Annotated in this window: 15 protein-coding genes; 11 read left to right on the top strand and 4 right to left on the bottom strand. The window is 66.9% G+C overall.

Features of this window, described 5'->3' with window-relative positions:
• The 3 genes from HUA74_RS19845 to HUA74_RS19835 all read left to right on the top strand — a co-directional run.
• The coding region (locus HUA74_RS19845) for a hypothetical protein (protein WP_217440693.1) at positions 1-1,636 on the top strand (1,636 nt) is incomplete at its 5' end.
• Positions 1,637-1,935: 299 nt separating this feature from the next.
• Positions 1,936-3,621: an LVIVD repeat-containing protein gene (locus HUA74_RS19840; RefSeq protein WP_174455757.1), complete on the top strand. Its 1,686-nt coding sequence runs from the start codon at positions 1,936-1,938 to the stop codon at positions 3,619-3,621.
• A 203-nt stretch (positions 3,622-3,824) separates the two neighbouring features.
• On the top strand, positions 3,825-5,231 hold the full coding sequence (locus HUA74_RS19835; RefSeq protein ID WP_174455756.1) for a hypothetical protein: 1,407 nt from the start codon (positions 3,825-3,827) through the stop codon (positions 5,229-5,231).
• 28 nt (positions 5,232-5,259) lie between these two features.
• Here the strand turns inward: HUA74_RS19835 and HUA74_RS19830 are convergent, their stop codons facing one another.
• Complete coding sequence (locus HUA74_RS19830; RefSeq protein WP_174455755.1) at positions 5,260-6,345, bottom strand: aldo/keto reductase; 1,086 nt, start codon at positions 6,343-6,345, stop codon at positions 5,260-5,262.
• 93 nt (positions 6,346-6,438) lie between these two features.
• On the opposite strand from HUA74_RS19830, the gene HUA74_RS19825 reads away from it, so the two are divergent.
• Positions 6,439-6,846, top strand: coding sequence for a MarR family winged helix-turn-helix transcriptional regulator (locus HUA74_RS19825; RefSeq protein WP_174455754.1), 408 nt, complete (start codon positions 6,439-6,441; stop codon positions 6,844-6,846).
• Between the two features lie 136 nt (positions 6,847-6,982).
• Positions 6,983-7,477 (top strand): hypothetical protein, encoded by a 495-nt coding sequence (locus tag HUA74_RS19820; protein ID WP_254624152.1) that lies wholly within the window; start codon positions 6,983-6,985, stop codon positions 7,475-7,477.
• Here the strand turns inward: HUA74_RS19820 and HUA74_RS19815 are convergent.
• The gene (locus tag HUA74_RS19815) at positions 7,457-7,981 is read right to left on the bottom strand and encodes a DoxX family protein (protein WP_174455753.1); all 525 of its coding nucleotides are present in this window, start codon (positions 7,979-7,981) and stop codon (positions 7,457-7,459) included. The two genes, HUA74_RS19820 and HUA74_RS19815, sit on opposite strands and share 21 nt — an antisense overlap.
• 149 nt (positions 7,982-8,130) lie before the next feature.
• On the bottom strand, positions 8,131-13,068 hold the full coding sequence (locus HUA74_RS19810; protein WP_174455752.1) for a lamin tail domain-containing protein: 4,938 nt from the start codon (positions 13,066-13,068) through the stop codon (positions 8,131-8,133).
• A 579-nt stretch (positions 13,069-13,647) separates the two neighbouring features.
• Between HUA74_RS19810 and HUA74_RS19805 the strand changes: the two genes are divergently transcribed.
• On the top strand, positions 13,648-14,877 hold the full coding sequence (locus HUA74_RS19805; RefSeq protein WP_254625157.1) for a DUF4157 domain-containing protein: 1,230 nt from the start codon (positions 13,648-13,650) through the stop codon (positions 14,875-14,877).
• A gap of 53 nt (positions 14,878-14,930) precedes the next feature.
• Here HUA74_RS19805 and HUA74_RS19800 read toward each other — a convergent pair whose 3' ends face one another.
• Positions 14,931-15,356, bottom strand: a complete 426-nt coding sequence (locus tag HUA74_RS19800; protein ID WP_174455750.1) for a hypothetical protein — start codon at positions 15,354-15,356, stop codon at positions 14,931-14,933.
• A 241-nt stretch (positions 15,357-15,597) separates the two neighbouring features.
• Here HUA74_RS19800 and HUA74_RS19795 point away from each other — a divergent pair, with 241 nt between their 5' ends.
• The 5 genes from HUA74_RS19795 (at position 15,598) to HUA74_RS19775 (ending at position 20,092) form a co-directional block, all read left to right on the top strand.
• Positions 15,598-15,822, top strand: coding sequence for a DUF1272 domain-containing protein (locus tag HUA74_RS19795; protein ID WP_217440736.1), 225 nt, complete (start codon positions 15,598-15,600; stop codon positions 15,820-15,822).
• 270 nt (positions 15,823-16,092) lie between these two features.
• On the top strand, positions 16,093-17,400 hold the full coding sequence (locus tag HUA74_RS19790) for a glycerophosphodiester phosphodiesterase family protein (protein ID WP_174455748.1): 1,308 nt from the start codon (positions 16,093-16,095) through the stop codon (positions 17,398-17,400).
• A gap of 32 nt (positions 17,401-17,432) precedes the next feature.
• Complete coding sequence (locus HUA74_RS19785) at positions 17,433-17,789, top strand: twin-arginine translocation signal domain-containing protein (RefSeq protein WP_174455747.1); 357 nt, start codon at positions 17,433-17,435, stop codon at positions 17,787-17,789.
• Positions 17,790-18,116: 327 nt separating this feature from the next.
• The gene (locus HUA74_RS19780; protein WP_371817271.1) at positions 18,117-19,274 is read left to right on the top strand and encodes a hypothetical protein; all 1,158 of its coding nucleotides are present in this window, start codon (positions 18,117-18,119) and stop codon (positions 19,272-19,274) included.
• A 185-nt stretch (positions 19,275-19,459) separates the two neighbouring features.
• Positions 19,460-20,092: a hypothetical protein gene (locus HUA74_RS19775; RefSeq protein WP_254625138.1), complete on the top strand. Its 633-nt coding sequence runs from the start codon at positions 19,460-19,462 to the stop codon at positions 20,090-20,092.
• Positions 20,093-20,098: the final 6 nt, after the last annotated feature.

Below are 20,098 nucleotides of genomic sequence, written 5' to 3'. Positions count from 1 at the left end.
GGCGCCGGACCGACGCCAGAAGGTGAGAGATGCCGTCGAACTCGCCGAGTACAACGGGCTCCCCAAGTATTTCGAGCTGCTGCGGCGCGGCTTCCGCGTCGCCCCCGTCTCCAATACCGACGCGCACGCCTCCGTCCGCGCGCAACTGGGCTCCGAATTCCAGGCGCAGAACCCGGACGGCTCCTGGGTGCTGCCCTACATCGATGAGCCCGGTGTGCCTCGCGAGAAGATCCAAGGCTTCGACACGGCCCAGGGCCGCGCCGGTGTCGTCCTGCCTCCCGGTACGCCGTGGAACTACGAGAACTTCCTCACCGCGCTGCGCAACCGCTCGGTGTTCCGCACGGCCCTGCCGCCTGCCTCCGGCTTCTTCATGGCCAACGGCCGTCCCATGGGCTCCGAGTTCGCGCTGAGCCCCACCGAGCGGCGCCTGGACTTCACCGTGTGGGGGACGACCAAGGATGGCACCGGCGGAGGCAACCAGTGGACGGTGCTCCAGGTCTGGAGTCCCTTCCAGCCCGACGCCCCCATCAAGGAGATTACCTACGAGGATGAGCATCTCATCAACCTGAAGGAGGTCTTCTCGCTGACGCCGTACGAGTCCATCTACGTCGTCACGCTCCGGCAGAATTGGGAGAATGCCGACGTCGTGATGGCGCCCATCTGGGTCACCAATCCCATCAGCAAGCCCATCCTTTCCCTCCCTGTCTCAGTGGTCACCCGTGGCTCCCAGCACCCATTCCTGTCCATCAGCGGCGGAGGCGACACCTTGCTCCTCCAGCGCGCGACAGAGCAGGCGCCCAATTCCTGGCAGACCGTCGCGACCATCACCAACAACTACCTCTATCCTATCGACCACCGCAGCCAGCGGAGGGTCTCCCACTGGCGGGTCGTGGACGCCTACCAGCAGACCGTCGTCTCCAATCCGGTGACGCTGACCGTCACGGATGTGATTGACGTCGACACGCCGTCACTGCCCACGCCCATCCTCGATGGCGTCAACGTTACGATCCACTGGACCTTCCCCACGCCCCTGAACGTCGACTACTACGCCTCGCGCGACGACGGCCTCACGTGGACCAAGGTTGGTGAGGATTCCTCCTGGGCGTATACGAATCGAAGCTGGAATTTCTACACGGGTGGATGGGGCAACTCAAACGTGATGATCAGGGTCGTGGAGCAGGGAGGCGCGGGCAGCGTCGGAGTCACGGCTCCCTTCTTCGTCGCCCCCGCCGTCGAGTACCTGATTCCCGTCTCGTTCACGCATGCCTCCATCAACCCCAGCACGGCCTACAAGGCGACGGATGCCGACCCGGGGACCTGCTGGTACACGAACAACGGCAATGAGCAGTTGGTGTACGTCGACCTGGGCCAGGTGCATCTGGTCAAGCGAATGGAGCTCCTCTTCGGTGCGTCGAATCCGCCCAGCTGGTCCCTGGGCATCAGCGCGAACCAAAGCACCTACACCACGACCGACAGCGGAACGCTGACCTACGCCGCCAACCAGGCGCTTGTCAGGGATTACAGGCTGCAGCCCGGAGGTGGACTCAGTACGCGCTACCTGCGCTTCTCGCTCTCGGGGACCTTCCCGGGCGTCACCACCCAGTCCCAGATCTGCAACCTCCGGTTCTACCGGTAGCCCCCGTCACCCATGTCTCGCGCCCTCCTTCCGCCCCTGTTGGGCTGGAAGGAGGGGACATGCCCTATACCCACCTGGAGGATCCCGGGGAGCCCTGTCTCCGTCGGTGCCCGAGTCCCCACCTGAAGTGCAAGGGGAGGACCAAAGAGGCTCGAGGTGAGGGCAGCGCGGCGTGCTGGCGGGGGTTCCGTTGCCAGATGACAAGCATCGGCGGCTCGCTGGGGAACATGGCGCCTCCCTCGCCGTATCGGGGATGACCCTCCACGCCTTCGTGGATGGCTACGTCACCGAGGCTCCTCATGAAGACTCTTTCGCTCTCCCCGGGAGCATGGCGCTCTCTCTGCGTCCTGCTCCCGGCCCTGCTCTCCGCCTGCGGTGGGTCTTCCGCCCCAGGCGTTGACGCCGGCCCTCAGCCCGATGACGCGGGCACCCCCGACGCCGGGCCTCCACCGTGGGACGGCACCGCCACCGCGCTCGAGGACCTGGGCGACTGGGTGGATACGGGCCGCTATGACGCGTGCCAGTTCATCAATCCGGAGAGCCTCGATCCGCTCCTCTGCGAGAGTCTCACGGCCTTTGATTCATCCAGTTGCTCCGCCCAGGAACTCTCCGGCGTGGAGGGCCGGGGCATCTACCAGGTCAACCTCCGAGGGGAGATGCGCGTTCGCGCCAACCGCCCCACCACCACGACGGTCTCCCGTTCCGCCATCAGCATCGGGCTCCACGACGACGGCACCCCGGACGCGCTGGGCAGCGGGCCGGTCATCGCCCGGGTGACGGAAGGCGGCACGTTCTTCCTCACGGGAAGACGCGCGCTTGCGACTCCCGAGGGCGACATCATCACCACCGCCTCGTTCGCCGGCTGCCATGTTCCGTCGCCCGGCGTCATCACGGGTTGCTACGTGTCGTGTTCCAGCGACGCGCGGTTCGGCAAGACGCTCGGGACCTTCGTGGCCCATCGCATGACCTGGGCGGCCGGAGAGGGCGAGTCCTCCGGTGGCCTCTCGCTCATGTCGGAGGCCGCCACCTCCGTCGGCAGGCCCGCGGACCTCTTCGTCGCCAAGGAGCACGCCTACGTCGTCTCGCTGGATGGTCCGCCTCGGGTGGGCGGGCTCAGCGTCTTCGACGTGAGGGACCGGCGCAACCCCGTCCTGAAGAAGACGGTGAGCCTTGCTGGCGACACGTCGTGGAACGGCGTCTGGGCCAGGGGAGATGCGCTCTACATCGCCAGCAATTCCTCCGGGCTCGTCATCTTCGACATCAGCGACCCGGCCAATCCCGTGTTCGTGCGCCGAGCCGAGGGCCCTCACACCGTCCACACCGTGCTCGTCGACGCGGACCGGCTCTACGCCAACGCTCCGGGCACGGGGACCTATGTCTACGACGTCTCCAAACCCCTGGAGCCCACGCTGCTCCAGATTGTCACGCCGACGCCGGGAGGCTTCAGCAGCGGTCCCCATGACGTCTTCGCCTACCAGGGCCGCCTCTACATCAGCAACGCCGAGTCGGGCTTCTCCATCATGGACATCACCGACCTGAACGACGTGCGCCACCTGGGGGACTACTTCCGGCCCGACGCCATCAGCTACGCGCACCACAGCGCGGTGGGGACCTTCGCGGGTCGCACCATCGCCTTCGAGGGCGGCGAGTTCAATGGCTCCCACGTGCGAGTGCTCGACGTGACGGACCCGGCGAACATCGTCCTCATCGGCACCCACCGCATGCGGCCCGTCGTGTCCATGCACAACCTGCTGCTGCGGGGCCAACTGCTCTACGTCGCCTGGTACCACGAGGGCCTGCGCGTCCTGGACGTCTCGAACCCCACCCAGCCGAGACAGGTCGCCCACTTCAACACCTTCCGGGAGACAGACCCGGGACGAAGCCATGGCGTCTTCGAGGGCAACTACGGAGTCCGTATCCCCGGCGATGGCTACGTGTACCTCGTGGACTCGGTGCGCGGGCTCGTCATCGTCAACGAGTTGTAGCGGCGGACGCACCCCGGAGGTCGTCGGTTCGGCAGGTCGCCCGAGGCGACGACTTCCCTGACACCGGGGGCTTTCCGCGTCCTGGCGGAACGCAGGCTGGGCGCGTTGGAACGCAACGCTCCGCCCCGACAACGGGCATTCCCGTGGCAGGACCCCTGGCATGGCGGTTGCTGTAGCGGCGGCGTCTCTCAAGGGGCTTCCGCATGAACTGCTACGGGTGTCGGAAGTGCGAGCTGATCTGGTTCTCATCGAAGAAGAGCAGTGTCTGCCCCTACTGCGAGCAGTCCAACTGGCTCATGCTCCTGGAAGACATTCCGGATAACCTCCCGAAGCTCTCGCGCTACAATTGTACGGGCTGTAACTCCAAGATGGATTACGTCGCGGGCATGTCCGTGCAGTGCTGCGGCAGTTGCAGCCAGGTATACGAGGATCCGGATCTCGACATGGAGGTCGTCACCACCGTCACGACCTCCAGCCCTTTCAAGCCATTCAAGGCCCCTAGCAAGAGTATCACGCCCAAGAAGACCGTCGTCATCCAGTCCCCGAAGGTCACCCTCTCCCGGGAAGAGCGCATCGAAAAACAGACGATCTTCCACATCTATCAGTGCAAGGGCTTTGATTGCCTCAATCTCTGGGCCTCGGATACCCGGCACAAGAGTTCGCGCTGTCCCTTCTGTGGAAAGGGTCTCTTCGAGCTTGTCAAAGCCGACGAGAAGAACGTGGGGGCGATCGGGCTGGCCTGTCTGATCTGTGGTTGTATGATCTGTTACAGCATCGAGCAGTCAGCCCCCCAGCACTGCCCTTACTGTGGGGAGAACAACCTGTCGCGGCAGTCCAATGAGATTCGCAAGGCCCTGCTGGCCTCGGTGCGTGCGCGGAAGGCGAAGTACCTCGTTGACGAAAGCCTCCAGTCCACGTGCCGCATCAACTTCCGGCAGGACTTCAAGAACTCGATGCCCAGCATCAAGGACATCAGCGGCGTCTGGATGCATCGGCGTCACGTCATCCCCCAGCACCTGCTGCGGGCCGTCTGGAACGCCGCGGTCAAGCAGAACAACGCGGGCGGGAAGCACTTGGAGGTACTGGCCTCGGCGTTGGGGCTGAATGGCAAATTCAAGAACGAACAACACCTCGCCTCGGCCATCCTCTACACCCTCAACGAGAACGCCAAGAACCTCTTCCTCGCGGAAGGCACCCCCAACTCCGCCATTGGCGCGCTGGCTCATTCCCTCCATGAGCTCGCCGCGAAGTACTCGAACCTGACTGTCTCCTCGTCAAACCCCTTGAGTGGGCTCATCGAGGAGTTCAAGTCCATCAAGTCTCCGCCCCAATGGGGCAAGGCCGTCGGGCAGTTGGTCCACGAAATCATTCAGACCTACACCGAGGTCCTCGAGGAGGCGTCCTCGCTCCAGGAGGCCGTGAGCATCGTGGAGGACCTGGCGGACACCGCGAACCTGGACCTCGACACCACGGCCCAGGGGCTCGGCAATCAGAACAAGAACGCCGTGACGCTCTACCTGAAGTTCCAGCAGTGGGAGCAGTCGCCAGGGAGCTGGGATGACTTCATCCAGCTGCTCCTGGCGTTCATGTCCACGGACATGGTGGGCTGAGCGCCATGTCGGCTCACACGCTGGCCCCTCAGTAGGGCTTGTCGCCCTTCACCACGCCGAAGCCGGACGCCTCCGCGAAGACGCCGTTCACCGTCGTGCCTCCATTGTGGATGCTGGGGAACATGGGCTGCATGCTCTGGGGGAACCCGAAGGTCGGCTTCGTGAGCGCGTCGAGGCGGCCGAGCTGCTCCGCCGTCAGCTTCACCTCGAGGGCGCCGACGTTGTCCTCCAACTGCGACAGCCGCCGCGCTCCGATGATGGTGGAACTCACGCCCGGCTGTGCCTGCACCCAGGCCAGCGCCACGCGCGCCACGGTGCTCCCATGCTCGCGGGCGATGGCCGCGAGCGCATCGATGAGGGCGTAGGTCTTCTCGTTCAGGTACGGGTCCAGGAAGGCGCCTCGGTCGCCCTTCTGCTGTCCGGCGTTCGCTCGGGTGTACTTGCCGCTGAGCGCGCCGCTCTTGAGCGGGGACCACGGGGTGATGCCGAGCCCGAGCTCGAGCGCCATGGGCACCAGTTCCTGCTCGACGCTGCGCTCCAGCAGGGAGTATTCAATCTGCAACCCGATGAAGGAAGACCAGCCCCGGAAGTGCGCCATCACGTTGGCCTGGGCAATCTTCCACGCGGGCGTGTCCGAGACGCCGAGGTAGCGGACCTTGCCGGCCCGGACCAGGTCCTCGAGCGCGGCCATCGTCTCCTCGATGGGCGTGTGGATGTCCCAGTTGTGCAGCCAGTAGAGGTCGATGTAGTCGGTCTGCAGCCGGCGCAGCGAGTTCTCGCACGCCGCGATGATGGACTTGCGGCCCGAGCCACCGCCGTTCGGGTCCCCCGGGTAGAGGTTGCCGCTGAACTTCGTCGCGATGACGAGCCTGTCCCGTCGCGCCGGGTGGCGCCCGACGTGGTCGCCGATGATCTTCTCGGAGTGGCTCTTCGTGTAGAAGTTCGCGGTGTCGATGAAGTTGCCGCCGAGCTCGATGTACCGGTCGATGATGTGCTGGGATTCCTCGACGCTCGTCCCCCAACCGAGGTCTTCACCGAAAGTCATGGCACCGAGGCACAGCGGGCTCACGCGCAGGCCTGAACGGCCGAGCGTCACGTAGTGGTTGAGAGGCATGGACGGCTCCAGGGGCGTGCTACATTGTAGGGACGACGAATTAGTTCAAGATGGAATTGGATTAATGTTGAACCAATTTCCGCGCAAGGTGCCATGGCGAAAATCGACGCGGCGAGAATCTGGTCGCTCAACCACCGGCTGTTGATGGCGGTGATTTCCAGTGTCGCCTCCGACATCACCGCACTGGGGCTCGAGACGAAGGAGCTGTTCGTGCTCGCGGAGGTGGACGCCCACCCCTATCCGGCCGAACTGGCGGCATCCCTCTGCATCCCCAAGCCGTCGGTGACGCTGTACGTGAAGCGGCTCGAGGCCGCGGGCTTCCTGCGCCGTGAAATTGACACCGAGGACCTGCGGCGGCACCGGCTGCAGCTCACCCCGGCTGGCCGCAAGGTGATGCAGCAGGGCACCGCGCTGCTCTCCGAGGCGTTCGGCGAGAAGCTCGGGCGGCTGAGCGCCGCACAGCAGGCGGAGCTGCGAGCCCTCCTGGAGAAGATGAGCTGACCGGCCAGGGGGGCGGGCCAAGGTCCGTCAGGCAAGCGCCCCTCGAAGGGGCGGAATTCGTGCGCGGGGATGTCGAATTCGCGCGGCCCATTCCGACCTCGAATTGAAAGCGGATTCGAGGTCGGAGGTTCTGCGCATGCGAGCGAAGGCGTCGGTCGAGGCGGATGTGTCCCAGGTGGCGGTGAGAAATGACTCGGGTGTCACGGGGACGGGGCGGCCCGCCCGTCGCGTCGCCCGGAGCGTGGGTGCGGTGCTCGCGGGGCTGCTCGTGAATGCCCTGCTCTCCACGGGGACGGATGCGGTGCTGCATGCCACGGGCATCTATCCCCCGGTGGGGCAGCCCATGTCGGATGCGCTCTTCGGGCTGGCGACGGCGTACCGCGTCGTCTTCGGTATCCTCGGGTTCTATGTGACGGCGAGGCTCGCGCCGGACAGGCCGATGCGCCACGTGTTGTGGCTCGGTGTCGTGGGGCTGGCCTTGAGCACCCTGGGCGCCGTGGCGACATGGGGCAAAGGTCCCGAGTTTGGCCCCACCTGGTATCCGCTGCTGCTCATCGCCACGGTGATGCCGTGCGCCTGGGTGGGCGGACGGCTGGGTGAAGCCCGGCTTTCAGCCGCGAGGCGGACTTGAACGAGGGTGCCCGGTCCCGCGAGCCGCGCTCGCGAGGAGGAGTGCTCCCGCGGAGGCCGAGAACACCGAGTAGTCCAGCGGTGACTTGAGTCCCTGGGAGACGGCCATGGCCGTACCGAACATCGCCAGGAGCAGGGCGCTGCCGAGGGCCACCCGGCGTGGCCAGAGCCCGAGGACCAACGCGGTGCCCAGGAACAGCTCGGCGGCGGTCGCGGACCAGGCGAGGAATGGGATGGTCGACGCGGGCATGAACGCGTTGACCTCTGCCGTGTAGCGAATGAAGTTGTCGAACCTCGCCAGACCGACGTTCCCCGTCCAGACGCCGAAGCGACTGGCGACCGCCGACAGGAACGCGGCCCCGAGCGCGAGCCGCGCGTAGAGGACTCCCACCCGGTCAAGACTCGGGATGGGTGTTCCATGGGCCGCCACCGGGGCCGCGCTCCCTTCCTCGCGGATGCGGTCGGTGGCGACGGCGGGGGTTGAGATGGACGGTTCGCGAGTCATGAGGTCTCCCGGGCCTGGTGAGCTGCCGGGGAGATTCTCGCGTCGCTGGCCACCTGGAAGGGCCAGTTCCGACGGAAGTCACTGGGCCAAACTTCCGACGGACACACGCGGAGGTGCCCTGGCGTCCAGGGCACCTCCGGTCCTTGCTGTCAGTGGAAGAACTCGACCGGGCTGGTGGAGTTCTGCGGCTGCCGCGAGGCGCGAGTCACGATGTCAGCGCTGTTGTTGTCCGTGTCCTGCCCGTTGCCGCGCGTGGCGTGCGCGCCGCCCACGGCCATGACGGCGGTGGTGGAGGAGACGACGGCCTTTCGCTCCAGGCTTCCACCGGAGGCAGGGTGCGAGGGCGCGGCGGTGCCCTCGGGGGCGTTCCCGGTGCCGTAGCCCAGCCGGTCCACGTCGACGTAGACCGTCCCCGACAGGCGCTGGATGCGGATGTGACCGCCCCCGGTCGTGGACGAAGACGAATCGATGTTGTGGGTCGTGTCCGCGGTGACCGCCCCTGCGTAGGCCGTGCCGCCCAGCAGGAAGTAGCCGTGGGCCGGTATGCTCTTGCCAGCGGGGATGGTGTACGCCGTGCCGTAGTTGGTGCCGGTGGCGGACTTGTAGCTGAGCTGCCAGCCGGACAGGTCCACCGCCGCGCTCGTCGGGTTGTAGATCTCCACGAATTCATCGCGCGCGTTCGCGGTCGTTCCTCCGCTGAACTCGCTGATGACGACGTGGTCCGTCTGCGGCCCCGCGAGCACCGTCACGGAGCCGTAGGTGCCGGCGGGAGGCACGGCCACGCCGTTCTGGTCGCAGTACGTCCACGGCGCGCCCGCGTCCGTGAAGCGATAGCGGAAGCCGTAACGGAACATGCCTGGGGTGGGGATGCTCAGCGCGGCCTTCACCTCGTCGTTGTTGGACCCAGGAGGGTTGTAGCTCGCATTGAAATCCGCCGACGTCCACGTCCAGCCCGCGGGGTCGGTCGCATCCGTGCCAAAGCCAAGCTGCGCCTCGATGCGCGGGTAGAAGTCGTTGCCCGTCTGGTTTCGCGTCGTGACATCGAAGCTGTAGAACTGGCTGTAGATGTCATACGGGTCGAACGCGAGGATGCTCGCCGGGTAGGTGCCATCCCCGGTCGGGAACGTCTTCGGGTACTGGATGGCGCAGTAGTTCACCGGCTTCTCGACGTTCATCCCGCACTCGTCGTTGGCCCCGTGAGGGGTGCCCCGGTCGCCGCCCTCGAGGACGCCGGTCGAGTCACACCAGTACCAGGGCTTGGAAGCCGCCGCCGTGCCCACGATGCTGGACGCGAGGCTCATCGCGCGGCCGACCGTCTGCGGGAACGCATTCGTGTATTGGAGGCTGGCCACCGGGGTGCCTTCCTGCGTGAAGGTGATGGACCCGGTATTGTCCAGGTGCACGTTCGTGCCGTACGCGTGGTTCGCGAACACGCCGCCGTTGGTCCCGAAGTTCGCGTTCTGCGCGAGCACCACCCTCGCACCCGGGTCGACCACCAGCGCGTGTCCATGGTTCATCGTGAAGGTCGTGGCCGTGCCCACGCCGTCCACGAAGCTCACCGACATGCCATTCAGGTCCAACAGCTTCGTGCTGGTGTTGGTCAGCTCCACGTACTCCGTGGTGCCCGTGGACGGGGAGTGCATCACCTCCAAGATGGCCAGCTCACCCGCGCCCGGATGCGGCGCATTGGCGCACGCGCCCGCATGGCAGACGGCGTCCGCGCCAGGGCAGGCCTGCAGCTCCAACTCACCAAGCTCGCAGGTCGGCTGGCCTGAGACGATGACGCACATCGACGGGTACACCTCCAGGGACGTGCCATCCTCCGCGCAGGTCGGGGCCGGCGGAGTGCAGACGTAGTCATCACAGGGATTGGTGGTGCTCGCGCTCGCGGTGGTCAGGGCACTGCCGTTGCCCGCGCCGTCGAACGTCTTCAGGGCGAAGAAGTACGTCGTTCCCACCTCCAGGCCGGAGACAGTGAAGGACTCCGACGTGCCCGGGGCCTGGGGAGCGCTCACCCCCGTCACCACCGTGGCGGCTTCGAAGGTGGCCTCGGTGATGGCCGCCGTGGCGTACCGGAGGTCGTACCGCGTCGCGGTGCCCAGGTCGCCGTCATCGCCAGGGGCCGCCCAGTCCAGGCGGATGCTGGTACCCGAAAGCACATGGGTCGCGAAGCCAGTCGCCACGGCAGGCGCCACCGTGTCGGAGATGAGCAGGTCCGCGGAAGAGGAGGGCGGCAGGCTGCCCGCGTTGGCCTCGAACCGATACGTGCCCTCGTCGACCACGATGAGGCCGGCGAAGGTCGCCACGCCGTCCACCGGGGTGCGGGTGGGCGAACCCTGGGTGAAGCTTCCACCCGTGAGCGACAACGTCACGTCGGTCTCGGCGTCGGTCACGGTGTTGCCGTACGCATCCCGCAGCGCCACCTGCACGTCCGCCAGCGCCTGTCGCACCGAGCCCGTCGTGGGCGCGGAGACGAACGCCAGGGCGTCGAGTGCGGCCGGAACGATGGACCAGGTGTGCGTGCCTCTCAGGGTCGCGGTCACCACGTCCTCCGCGATGACCTCCTGGTCACCGGCGGTGCGCGGCTCCACGCTGAATACGTGCCGCCCCGCGTCCGCCAGGGTGAACGTGTAGGCGCCGGGAAGCACCGCCTGCGCGTCCGAGGACGAGAACGTCACCGTGGAGGCGTAGCCCGTCGCGACGTTGCCGTAGGTGTCGCGCGCCACCAACTCGTAGCTCTGCGTCTGGCCCGCGACGAACGGCCCCGCGCCCGCGATGACCTCGAAGGACGCGGCGGCGATGGAGCGCACTTCGGCGTCCACCGTGGCGGAGAGGTCCGAGGTGACGGTGTCCGTCGCGGTGAGGGACTGCGTCCCCGCCGTCTTGAACACCAGTCCGGTGAGGAACTTCTGGCCCTGGTCCGCCGAGGTGAAGGTCGCATCCGGAGGCAGCTCCGCCTGCGCGTCCGAGGACGTGAAGTGCACCGTGCCGGCGTAGTCCCGCGCGAGGTTGCCGAAGGAGTCCGTCAGCGACACGCCCGCTTCGAGCGCCTGGCCCGCATCCACCGGCGCCGAGAATTGCCACAGCACCAGCTTCGACACCGGCCCCGCGCGCACGGTGAAGGACTGGCTCTGCTGACTGATGGCTCCCGCCGTGGCGGTGAACGTGAAGGCATCCGCCGTGTCCACGCGCAGCCCCTGGAAGGTGGCTACGCCGTTGATGGCCGACACCGTCGCCGCCGGGAAGGAGGCCTGGCCCGTCAACGTCAGCGTCACCGCGGAGGTGGCCGTGGTGACGACGTCACCGCGTGCATCCTGGAGCGCCACGCGCACGTCCGCGAGCGTCGTGCCCGCCGTGCCGTCCGCGGGCTGCGTCACGAACGCCAACTGCGTCACCTCTGGATGGGCCGTGGACACCGTCAGGCTGTCCGAGCGCGCGGTGTTGCCCTGCTTGTCCGTCACCTTCAGCGCCACATGGTACGTGGTGCCCGTCGCGAGCCCCGACAGCGTCACGGTCTGCACGGTGCCGGGAGGCACCTGACTTCCGCTGGCCACCAGCGTGCCGGCCTGGAAGGCCGCGTCAGAATCGATGGGAGACGTGGCGTAGCGCAGCTCCTGCGCCGTCAGCGTCCCTTGGGTGCCGTCATCGCCCACGCCCGTCCACTGCACGGTGAGGCCCGTCTCCGTCGCCGCCGTCTGCGTCAGCACCGGCTTCGCGGGCGCCACGTCATCCACCACGGTGAGGTCCGCGCTGCTCGTGCCCTGCAGCCCATCCGCGGTGGCGTTCAGGCGGGCGACTCCATGGCCCGCGATGCTGAGTGTCGTGAACGTCGCGACGCCGTCGACTGGACCCGCCTCCGTCGTTCCCGACAGCGTGAAGCCCGCCTGCGAGAGCGACAGGCTCACCGTGGGGGTACTCACGCGGGCCGTGTTGCCGAAGGCGTCCTTCAAGGTGACTGCCACGGTGCCCAGGGATGCACGCGTCGACACGCGCGTGGGCTGCTGCGTGAAGGCGAGGAGCGCGGGAGGCCCGGCGGTCACGTTCACATGAAGGGTGAACGAGATGGCGCTCGTGCCGTCATCCAGCGTCAGCCGCTGGCTCCCGGCGGTCTTGAAGGTGATGCCCGTGAAGGTGAACTGCCCCGCGTCCGAGGGCGTGTACACATGCGCGGCGGGAAGACTCGCCGCCGCGTCCGTGGACGTCAGCGCCACCGTGCCCGTGTAGTTCGTCACGGTGTTGAAGTGCGCGTCCTGCACCGTCACCTGGAGATCCCGCGCCACGCCCGCCACCGCCGACTCCATCTGCGTACTCAGCCCCACGGCCGCCGGAGCGCCGGGGTTCACCTTGAAGGAGGAACTCGTGGCCGGCTCGAGCCCCGGGGCGTTCGCGGTGAACTGGTAGGTGTCGCCCGCCCGCTTCAGCACCACGTCCGGAAAGAGCGCCACGCCGTCCACCGCCGTCACCGTCAATTGGCCCTCCGGGAAGATGACACCCACGGAGGCCAGCGACAGCGTGACTTCCGCCGTGGCGTTGGAGACGGTGGCCCCGGTGGCGTCCTGGAGGACGACCTCCAGGCCAGCGAGAGGAACACCCGCCACGCCATCCGGAAGGGCCTGCCGGAACGCGAGGCGCGAGGCCGTGGGGGTGACCGCGACAAACTCCACCGTGGCGGTGGCGGTGAGCGGAACCGTCAGGCCTTTCGCGTCCTTGACCGACGCCCTCACCGTCTTCACGCCTGGAGCCGTCGATACCACCAGCGCACGCGCCGAGCCGTCGCTGCCCGTCTGCCCCGGAGGCACCGCGATGGAAGCTCCCTCGCCGTCCACCGTCACCGTCACGGCGCGCCCGGACATCCGCGCGCCGTCCTTGCCCACCACCGTCACCGTGACGGCGGCCTGGTCCGTGCCGTTGGCGAGCACGCCCGTGGGCTTGTCCACCGCCACCGAGGAGGCCGCCGCGTCCACCGTGTCCTCCGCTACGGGAGGCGGTCGCGGTGCGCTCCCGGAGTCGTTACAGCCAAGCGACAGACCCAGACACAACACGCTCAACCCCAGACAGCGGGCGAGCCCTTCGAAACGTGGGGACATGGATGTCTCCGTCCAGCGGGCGGCCCCCGCGCGGCAGTGCCTGCGTTCGCGGGGTTGCACTGCTTTCTAGCAGACATCCCTCGTTGCCACGACAGCGGGGATGGAACATTGTGGTTCAACTGGAGTCCTGAAATTCCCCGTCTGTCTGGAGGAGCGGGGCGTGACCTGGGGTGTCGAGGGGGTGATGACGGACTCGCCTGGGTCGCGGGACATCGATGACACCGTGGGGCTCCTTTGTGTTCGGGCAGGTACCGTCAGGGCTGCCGGGCGGCTCGTGGCGCTGGCGTTCCGCCTCCGCGGGTCTGGGCGGATGGGGGCGACCTGACCGCTACTGTCTTTGTGTCGTGCGAGCCTCCACACTGGCGTGCTCCCACGCTGTCTTGAAAAGGCTCCTCTTGCATGAGTGCCTACACCCCCAGGATTCCGAAGGACCTGGCGACGATTCACGACGCCGCGCGGGGGCAAGGCCAGGGTGGCACGACAGTCCAATGTCTGGCGAACTCCTCGCATCCTGTGAGCCGGCTCAGCGCCATTCAGGACACCGCCACCCAGAGCCCTCGTGTTCAGCGGTTGGTGCAGATGAAGGCGCGGCTCCAGCATGGGGGCACCGCGCAGCGGAAGCCGGTTGAGGCAAACAGGACCGGCATGTCGGATGAACTCAAGACTGGCATTGAGTCGCTCTCCGGCGTGAGCCTGGATGACGTACGCGTTCACTACAACTCCACCAGGCCGGCACAGCTTCAGGCGCTTGCGTACACCCAGGGGGCGGACATCCATGTGGGACCGGGCCAGGAGCAACACCTGCCCCATGAGGCCTGGCACGTGGTGCAGCAGAAGCAGGGCAGGGTGACTCCCACCCGGGACTTCAACGGCGCGCCGGTGAATGACTCGCCCGCGCTGGAGTCAGAGGCGCAGGTCATGGGCGACAGGGCCACCCTTCAGCCCATGATGGCGGGCTCGCTCCACGAACCTCCCGTGCAGCGGATGACCGGGACGCAGGGGGCCGCGCCAATCCAGTTGATGCGCGTGGTCCGTTGGATGGATGCTGGAAAAGAGAGTGATTATATCTCGAAGCTGGGGGCCCAGGACCCCGAGGCCTATGCCAGGCTTCATCGCGAGCTGGTCGGTGGCGGGCGAGCGGGGATTCTGCAAGCGATTGACAGGCATGGTCAGGGAATGCTGGGGGACGAAACGCCCTTTGTCTCCGTGGCTGTCAACCCCTACTCCCTTTCCTGGGGGACTGACGACTCGGAGAGTGGCGTGGGTGATATCCTGCAGGGCGCCCGCCATGATGTCTGGTTCGATGTGCCTGACGAGTACCTGTATCCTGGCTCGACCGAGCTGTCTCAAAGTGAGACGGAATTGCTCGTCCTCCTGCCGCCGGGTGTCAGCCTTGAACGCTACATCGCGACCCGCGCAACGCAGCGGGGCCAGGAGCCATTGATCAAGGGCAATCCGTGGAGGGGGATGACGACCGAGGAGCGGCGGACCGAACTGAGGCGGTTGAACCCTGAGTTCACGAGATTGGCGGTTCGCGGCTCACGTGAAGGCGAGCCTGGCTCGTTCGTGATGCGGCAAGAGGTGGTCCCGGCCCCATGGGAGGCGCAAGCGGGGGGCAATGGAGCGCTCGACTTTGGCGGGTTGCCCAGGGGCATCCAGGAACGAGTCATCGACCTCGCGGCCGAGAACTGGGCAGGGGGCGCGGCTGCTTTCAGGCAGGGACTGGCAGGGGGCCAGGCATGGGCGCGCGCACATCTGGAGAGCACCCTGCGCGACAATGAGGCCGGAATCCGGAGGGCCATGTCGTAGCGGTGGACCATGCGGGCCCATGTGTGGGGCCCGCGCGGCACGCAGGGACTTCGCTAGTCGTCGCCGTAGTACGAGGCGGTCGCGGTGAGGGTGGCGGACCACTGGCCCGTCAAGTTGTCGTAGACGCGGATGCGCTGCGTCAGCGTGTCGTACTTGTTGATGACGGTCATGCAGCTATAGCCCGTGTCCTGGTAGTCGCCATGCCCGTAGCAGGAGTCGAGGAACTGGATGGTGTAGCGGCCACCCGTCTGGTCAATCCCGAGGACGCCCCAGGAGACAATCGTCGAGTACGCGCTGCCAATGGCGGAGCAGGCATATGCGGAAAGGTAATCCCAGTTTGGCGTGTCCACGAAGCAGGCCGGCATGGCACTGGAGACATTCAATCCCTGGGGTTCGGATGCGCGAGGCTCCTCGGCCAGCACCGCGGAGGACAGCGACATCGCGGTGGCAACAGCGACTCCAGCAAGCGAACGGTGCATGGACACCTCTCCTGTGAGTGGCGCGAGCATGGTAGTGATTGTGGCCTTGAGTGACAATCGCCGGGCGCGTGGGACAAAGGCGCGCTTCAGGGGCGTGAAGTGGACCCACGGCAACCACTTACCGCGGCTGGTCGCCCTTCGGGGGGAAGGTCCCCGGGCGGCTGGGGTCAGTGGGTGATGACCCGCTCCCCTTTTCCGTGCTCTTTTCGGGTCCTGCGTCCAAGGAGGTTACGTGCTTCAAATGCGTCCAGGCTGTGAGTGCTGTGATCGCGACCTGCCACCCGACTCGACGGATGCCCGCATCTGCACCTTCGAGTGCACGTTCTGCGTGAGCTGCGCGACGGAGCGACTGAAGGGCATCTGCCCCAACTGCGGCGGCGAACTCACGACGCGCCCGCGTCGGCCCGCCAGCAAGCTCGCGGCATACCCTCCGTCCACCCAGCGCGTGTTCAAACCGCAAGGGTGAGCTCGGCGAGAGGGAAAGCCGGTTGCTTCGAGTACGTCTCACCCCGCGCCGGGTACGGAAACACCGGGGGACACCTCGTTGTCACAAGTCATTGTGACAAACGGAGTGGCCCTGGTTTCCCGGCCGAGGCACCGCGCGACGCCGCTCTGCTCGCGTCGTGGCATGTTCTTGAGAGAATCGTCGCTCAACCTTGACGTTTCCGCCGGGGAAGGAGGGTGCATCTTGCGCGGACCTGGATGTCCAGCAACCCATGAAGGAGCAGGAACTCTCATGTATCCCCGAAGATTGGTGACGCTCCTCGCGGCGACGCTCGCCGCGTGCATCACGATTCCCGGTGCGGCCCCCGCCGGAGACGACGCGCTCGCGGTGCGCGCGGCCGAGGAATCCCGGTCGGAGCACGCGCCGCCGCGCCGACTCAACGTCCAGGTGGGCGCTCGTCCCTACTACCTGGTCGAGGACATGGATGAGAGCCCCCTGAAGCGCAGGCTCCAGCAGTGCTCGGAGGGGCCGTTCTCCCGGACGGAGTTCTCCATCGGCCATCGCGGCGCGCCGCTCCAGTTCCCGGAGCACACGAAGGAGTCCTACGAGGCCGCCGCGCGCATGGGCGCGGGCATCCTCGAGTGCGACGTCACCTTCACGAAGGACCGGCAGTTGGTGTGCCGGCATTCGCAGTGCGACCTGCACACCACGACGAACATCCTCGCCATTCCCGCGCTGGCGGCGAAGTGCACGCAGCCCTTCCAGCCGGCGGACCCCACCAACGGCAAGCCCGCCTCCGCGCTCTGCTGCACCAGCGACATCACGCTCACCGAGTTCAAGCAGTTGTGCGGGAAGATGGACGCCGCCAACCCCTCGGCGGCCACGGTGGCGCAGTACCTGGGTGGAACGGCTCCCTGGCGCACGGACCTCTATTCCGCGTGTGGCACGGTCCTGTCCCACAAGGAGAGCATCGAGCTCTTCAAACGCCTGGGCACGAAGTTCACTCCGGAGCTGAAGGCCCCGAGTGTCCCCATGCCGTACCAGGGCACCTATACGCAGGCCGCCTACGCCCAGCAGATGCTGGACGAGTACAAGCAGGCCCGTGTCCACCCGAGCCAGGTGTGGCCGCAGTCCTTCAACCTCGACGACGTGAAGTACTGGATTCAGCGCGAGCCGCAGTTCGGCAGGCAGGCTGTCTACCTGGACGGGCGCTATGAGATTCCGGGCACGCGGTTCGATCCGAACGACCCGAGCACCTGGGTGCCGGGCATGGACGAACTGGCCGCGTCGGGCGTGGAGGTCATCGCGCCTCCCATCTACGTGCTGCTCACGCTGGATGCGCAGGGGAGAATCATCCCGTCCGCGTACGCCAGGGCGGCGAGGGCCGCGGGTCTGGACATCATCGCCTGGTCCCTGGAGCGTGACGGCCCGCTGGCGAAAGGCGGCGGCTTCTATTTCCAGTCCGTCAAGCAGGCCATCAACAACGACGGCGACATGCTCGTCGCGGTCGACGTGCTCGCCCGGCACGTGGGTGTCATCGGCATCTTCAGCGACTGGCCGGGCACGGTGACGTACTACGCCAACTGCATGGGTTTGTAGACCGGGTTCAGGACGTTCAAGGAGGATTCTGTATGCGATTGGACCGTCGTGACTTCCTTCGTCTCTCCGCGCTGGGTGGCGGGGCGCTGGGCATGGGACCTGGATTCTGGAAGGGGGCGTATGCCGCGCCCGCGCAGCCGGGGCCGAGCCCGTACGGGGCCATGTCCGGCTCGCCGGATGCCAACGGGGTGAGACTGCCGGCGGGGTTCTCGTCGCGCATCCTCGCGCGCTCGGGGCGGGCCGTGGCGAGCACGGGCTACACGTGGCATTCCGCGCCGGACGGGGGCGCCTGCTTCGCGCTCTCCGATGGCGGTTGGGCCTACACGTCCAACAGCGAGCTGTCCTCGGGGGGCGGCGCGAGCGCGCTGCGCTTCGAATATGTGCAATGACTTGGCGCGGCCAGTGAACTGGCGGATTGAAATGTGTCGTTGCTCGGGAGCGGGGTGAGAGGGTCGGCGCCAGTTTGTCATCGTCCCCATGGACGGCAGGCGCGGAGGCGCTGCTGCTGGCTACGGCGCGGACGCGGAGGGTGAACGTGGAGCTGGCGCGGCAGGAGGAGTGGTTGACGTGGCAGGCCCGGACCTGCGTCCCGGCGCGCGTTTCTGTTCAGCAACCGACCTCAACTCATCGAAGCCTTCACTCCTCCTGTCGCTTCGACCCGCGCGCCTGTCGTCCCAGCGACCGCTGCTGGAAAAGGCCTTGATTCACCCGCGCGCGTGCGCTCCAAGCTTCACCACTTCACGAGCACACGCCGCGAGGGCGTGTCGTTGCGCAAGGTGGCGGGCTTCATGGTCTCGATTCGTTCCAGCGTTCTCTCCTGCATCGTCGTGCTCGGCGTCATCGTTGCTTGCGGGAAGGACTCCACTCCGCCTCCCGTCGATCCACCCGACGCGTCCGTGCCGGAGCAGTGCGACGGCGGCGGAGTCGTGCTGTGTGGCGGCTCCTGTGTGAACACCGGGGCCGACCCGGCGCACTGCGGTGGCTGCGGCAATGCCTGCGCGGCTGGCCAGGGCTGTGAAGGGGGCGTCTGCGTCCTGCGCTGTCAGATTGACGGCCAGCAGGTCGCGTCAGGGACGGTGAACGCGGCGAACGCGTGCGAACAGTGCGTACCTGAGACCTCCGCGACCGCGTGGACGCCACGGGCGGACGGGACGCAGTGCGGCGCGGGACAGGTCTGCTCGGCGGGCGCGTGCGGCCCGAAGTGCTTCATTGACGGCAGCCTCTACGACGAAGGCACACCGAACCCGGCGAACGCTTGCGAGGCGTGTCTGCCCACGACGTCGACGACGCAGTGGTCGGCGCGGGGGAGCATTCCCCTGCTGGTCGGCGGTGAAGACATCACGGCGCAAGGTTGGAGGGCGATCACCCAGGCGCCGAACACGCTCACGTACGGCGAGGACTTCGTTCGCCTGGAGACGTCGACGAACAGCGGAGCGCGGACGAGCGGGCAGTTGCTCCTCACGCGGGCGAACGTGGTCGACGCAACGAAACCCTTCAAGCTCGTGGTGACGGCGCAAGTCGAGTCGGCGAGCCGCCACAACCAGCTCGACAGCGGCGCCGCCATCCTGGGGAGCTTCACGTCGCCGTTCGGCAACTCCGTGGACCGTTCGCAGATGATCTACCTCGACAGCGCGGCGATCGGCTGGGCGGACGACACGCAGTCCGCGGCGTTCCCGGTGATCAGCGGCGGGTATCATGTCTACGAACTGGCGGTGGATGCGGCGAAGGTGGCCACGGTGAGCATCGACGGCGTCGCGAAGCTCACGCGGAACAACTTCATGGCGGACGGGAACATCGCCATCGGCGACCAGACCAACGACCCGAACGTCGATGGCGTGATGCGCATCAAGTCCGTCGAGCTGCTCTGCCCCTGAGGCTGGTGGGGGCCGCGACGCATGCGAGGGGTGGGGCCCGCTCGGTCCTGCCCGCGGAGCCTTCCATCCCAGCTGGAAGGCACGGGGTCGTCCTTGCCAGAAAGGTGCTTCCCCGCGGCGTCCCGTCCGGGGGCCCGCGCGCGGAGGGGTTGGCAGATACGGGCCGAACGGGGATGCTTACGGGAATGACCTGGACACAAATTGGCATCTTCGCCAGCGTCTTCGGAGTCGGCCTTGGGGTAGCGAGTGTCATTGGCTACGTCCGTTGGCGGCACTGGACGCAGCAACTCCAGACCTGGCAGGACTTCGCCAACACTCGCGGCTGGTCCTTCACTGCGACGTCCGGGTTCATGTACTCCGCGGGGACGCTGGTGATGAAGGGCCGCCACGCCGGGCGGACGATTACCGTGGAGACCGAGCACCGGGGCTTTGGCAGGAGTTTCCACATCGTCACCATCATCCGGCACGGGCTGGGTGACGGCTTTCCGCGCGAGGTGACCATCCGGCCCGAGACGCTGGGCGACACGTTCCTCCGACTGTTCGGCGTGAAAGACGAGGATGTTGGAGATGCCGGCCTCGATAAAGCGTTGGACCTGAGGAACGTCACTCCCAAGGCCCGCGCCTTCCTCCTCAACGCGGAAATGCGGCGGCCCCTGCTGAACCTGGCCCACGTCTTCGAGACCTTCTCCATCGAGAGCGGCGTCCTGACGGTGGAGGTGATCGCCGTCCCGCGCACCTCCATCGAGCTGTATGGATTGCTGACGCCCGTGCGTGAACTGGCCGACGCTGTCCGGGGCGCGCGCGGCCCTACCGACTGATGGCCC

Origin of the sequence: Myxococcus sp. CA051A (genome assembly GCF_013336705.1) — a bacterium.
In the GTDB taxonomy this organism is placed as follows: Bacteria; Myxococcota; Myxococcia; order Myxococcales; family Myxococcaceae; genus Myxococcus; species Myxococcus llanfairpwllgwyngyllgogerychwyrndrobwllllantysiliogogogochensis.
Note: the sequence above shows the minus strand (reverse complement) of the source record. Positions and strands in the feature narration are given on the sequence as shown.

Coding starts and splice junctions, on each gene's coding strand:
- HUA74_RS19825 (WP_174455754.1), top strand. CDS start 6,439: ATGGCGAAAATCGACGCGGCGAGAATCTGGTCGCTCAACCACCGGCTG.
- HUA74_RS19785 (WP_174455747.1), top strand. CDS start 17,433: ATGCGATTGGACCGTCGTGACTTCCTTCGTCTCTCCGCGCTGGGTGGC.
- HUA74_RS19790 (WP_174455748.1), top strand. CDS start 16,093: ATGTATCCCCGAAGATTGGTGACGCTCCTCGCGGCGACGCTCGCCGCG.
- HUA74_RS19805 (WP_254625157.1), top strand. CDS start 13,648: ATGAAGGCGCGGCTCCAGCATGGGGGCACCGCGCAGCGGAAGCCGGTT.
- HUA74_RS19835 (WP_174455756.1), top strand. CDS start 3,825: ATGAACTGCTACGGGTGTCGGAAGTGCGAGCTGATCTGGTTCTCATCG.
- HUA74_RS19810 (WP_174455752.1), bottom strand. CDS start 13,068: ATGTCCCCACGTTTCGAAGGGCTCGCCCGCTGTCTGGGGTTGAGCGTG.
- HUA74_RS19830 (WP_174455755.1), bottom strand. CDS start 6,345: ATGCCTCTCAACCACTACGTGACGCTCGGCCGTTCAGGCCTGCGCGTG.
- HUA74_RS19800 (WP_174455750.1), bottom strand. CDS start 15,356: ATGCACCGTTCGCTTGCTGGAGTCGCTGTTGCCACCGCGATGTCGCTG.
- HUA74_RS19795 (WP_217440736.1), top strand. CDS start 15,598: ATGCGTCCAGGCTGTGAGTGCTGTGATCGCGACCTGCCACCCGACTCG.
- HUA74_RS19840 (WP_174455757.1), top strand. CDS start 1,936: ATGAAGACTCTTTCGCTCTCCCCGGGAGCATGGCGCTCTCTCTGCGTC.
- HUA74_RS19820 (WP_254624152.1), top strand. CDS start 6,983: ATGCGAGCGAAGGCGTCGGTCGAGGCGGATGTGTCCCAGGTGGCGGTG.
- HUA74_RS19775 (WP_254625138.1), top strand. CDS start 19,460: ATGACCTGGACACAAATTGGCATCTTCGCCAGCGTCTTCGGAGTCGGC.
- HUA74_RS19815 (WP_174455753.1), bottom strand. CDS start 7,981: ATGACTCGCGAACCGTCCATCTCAACCCCCGCCGTCGCCACCGACCGC.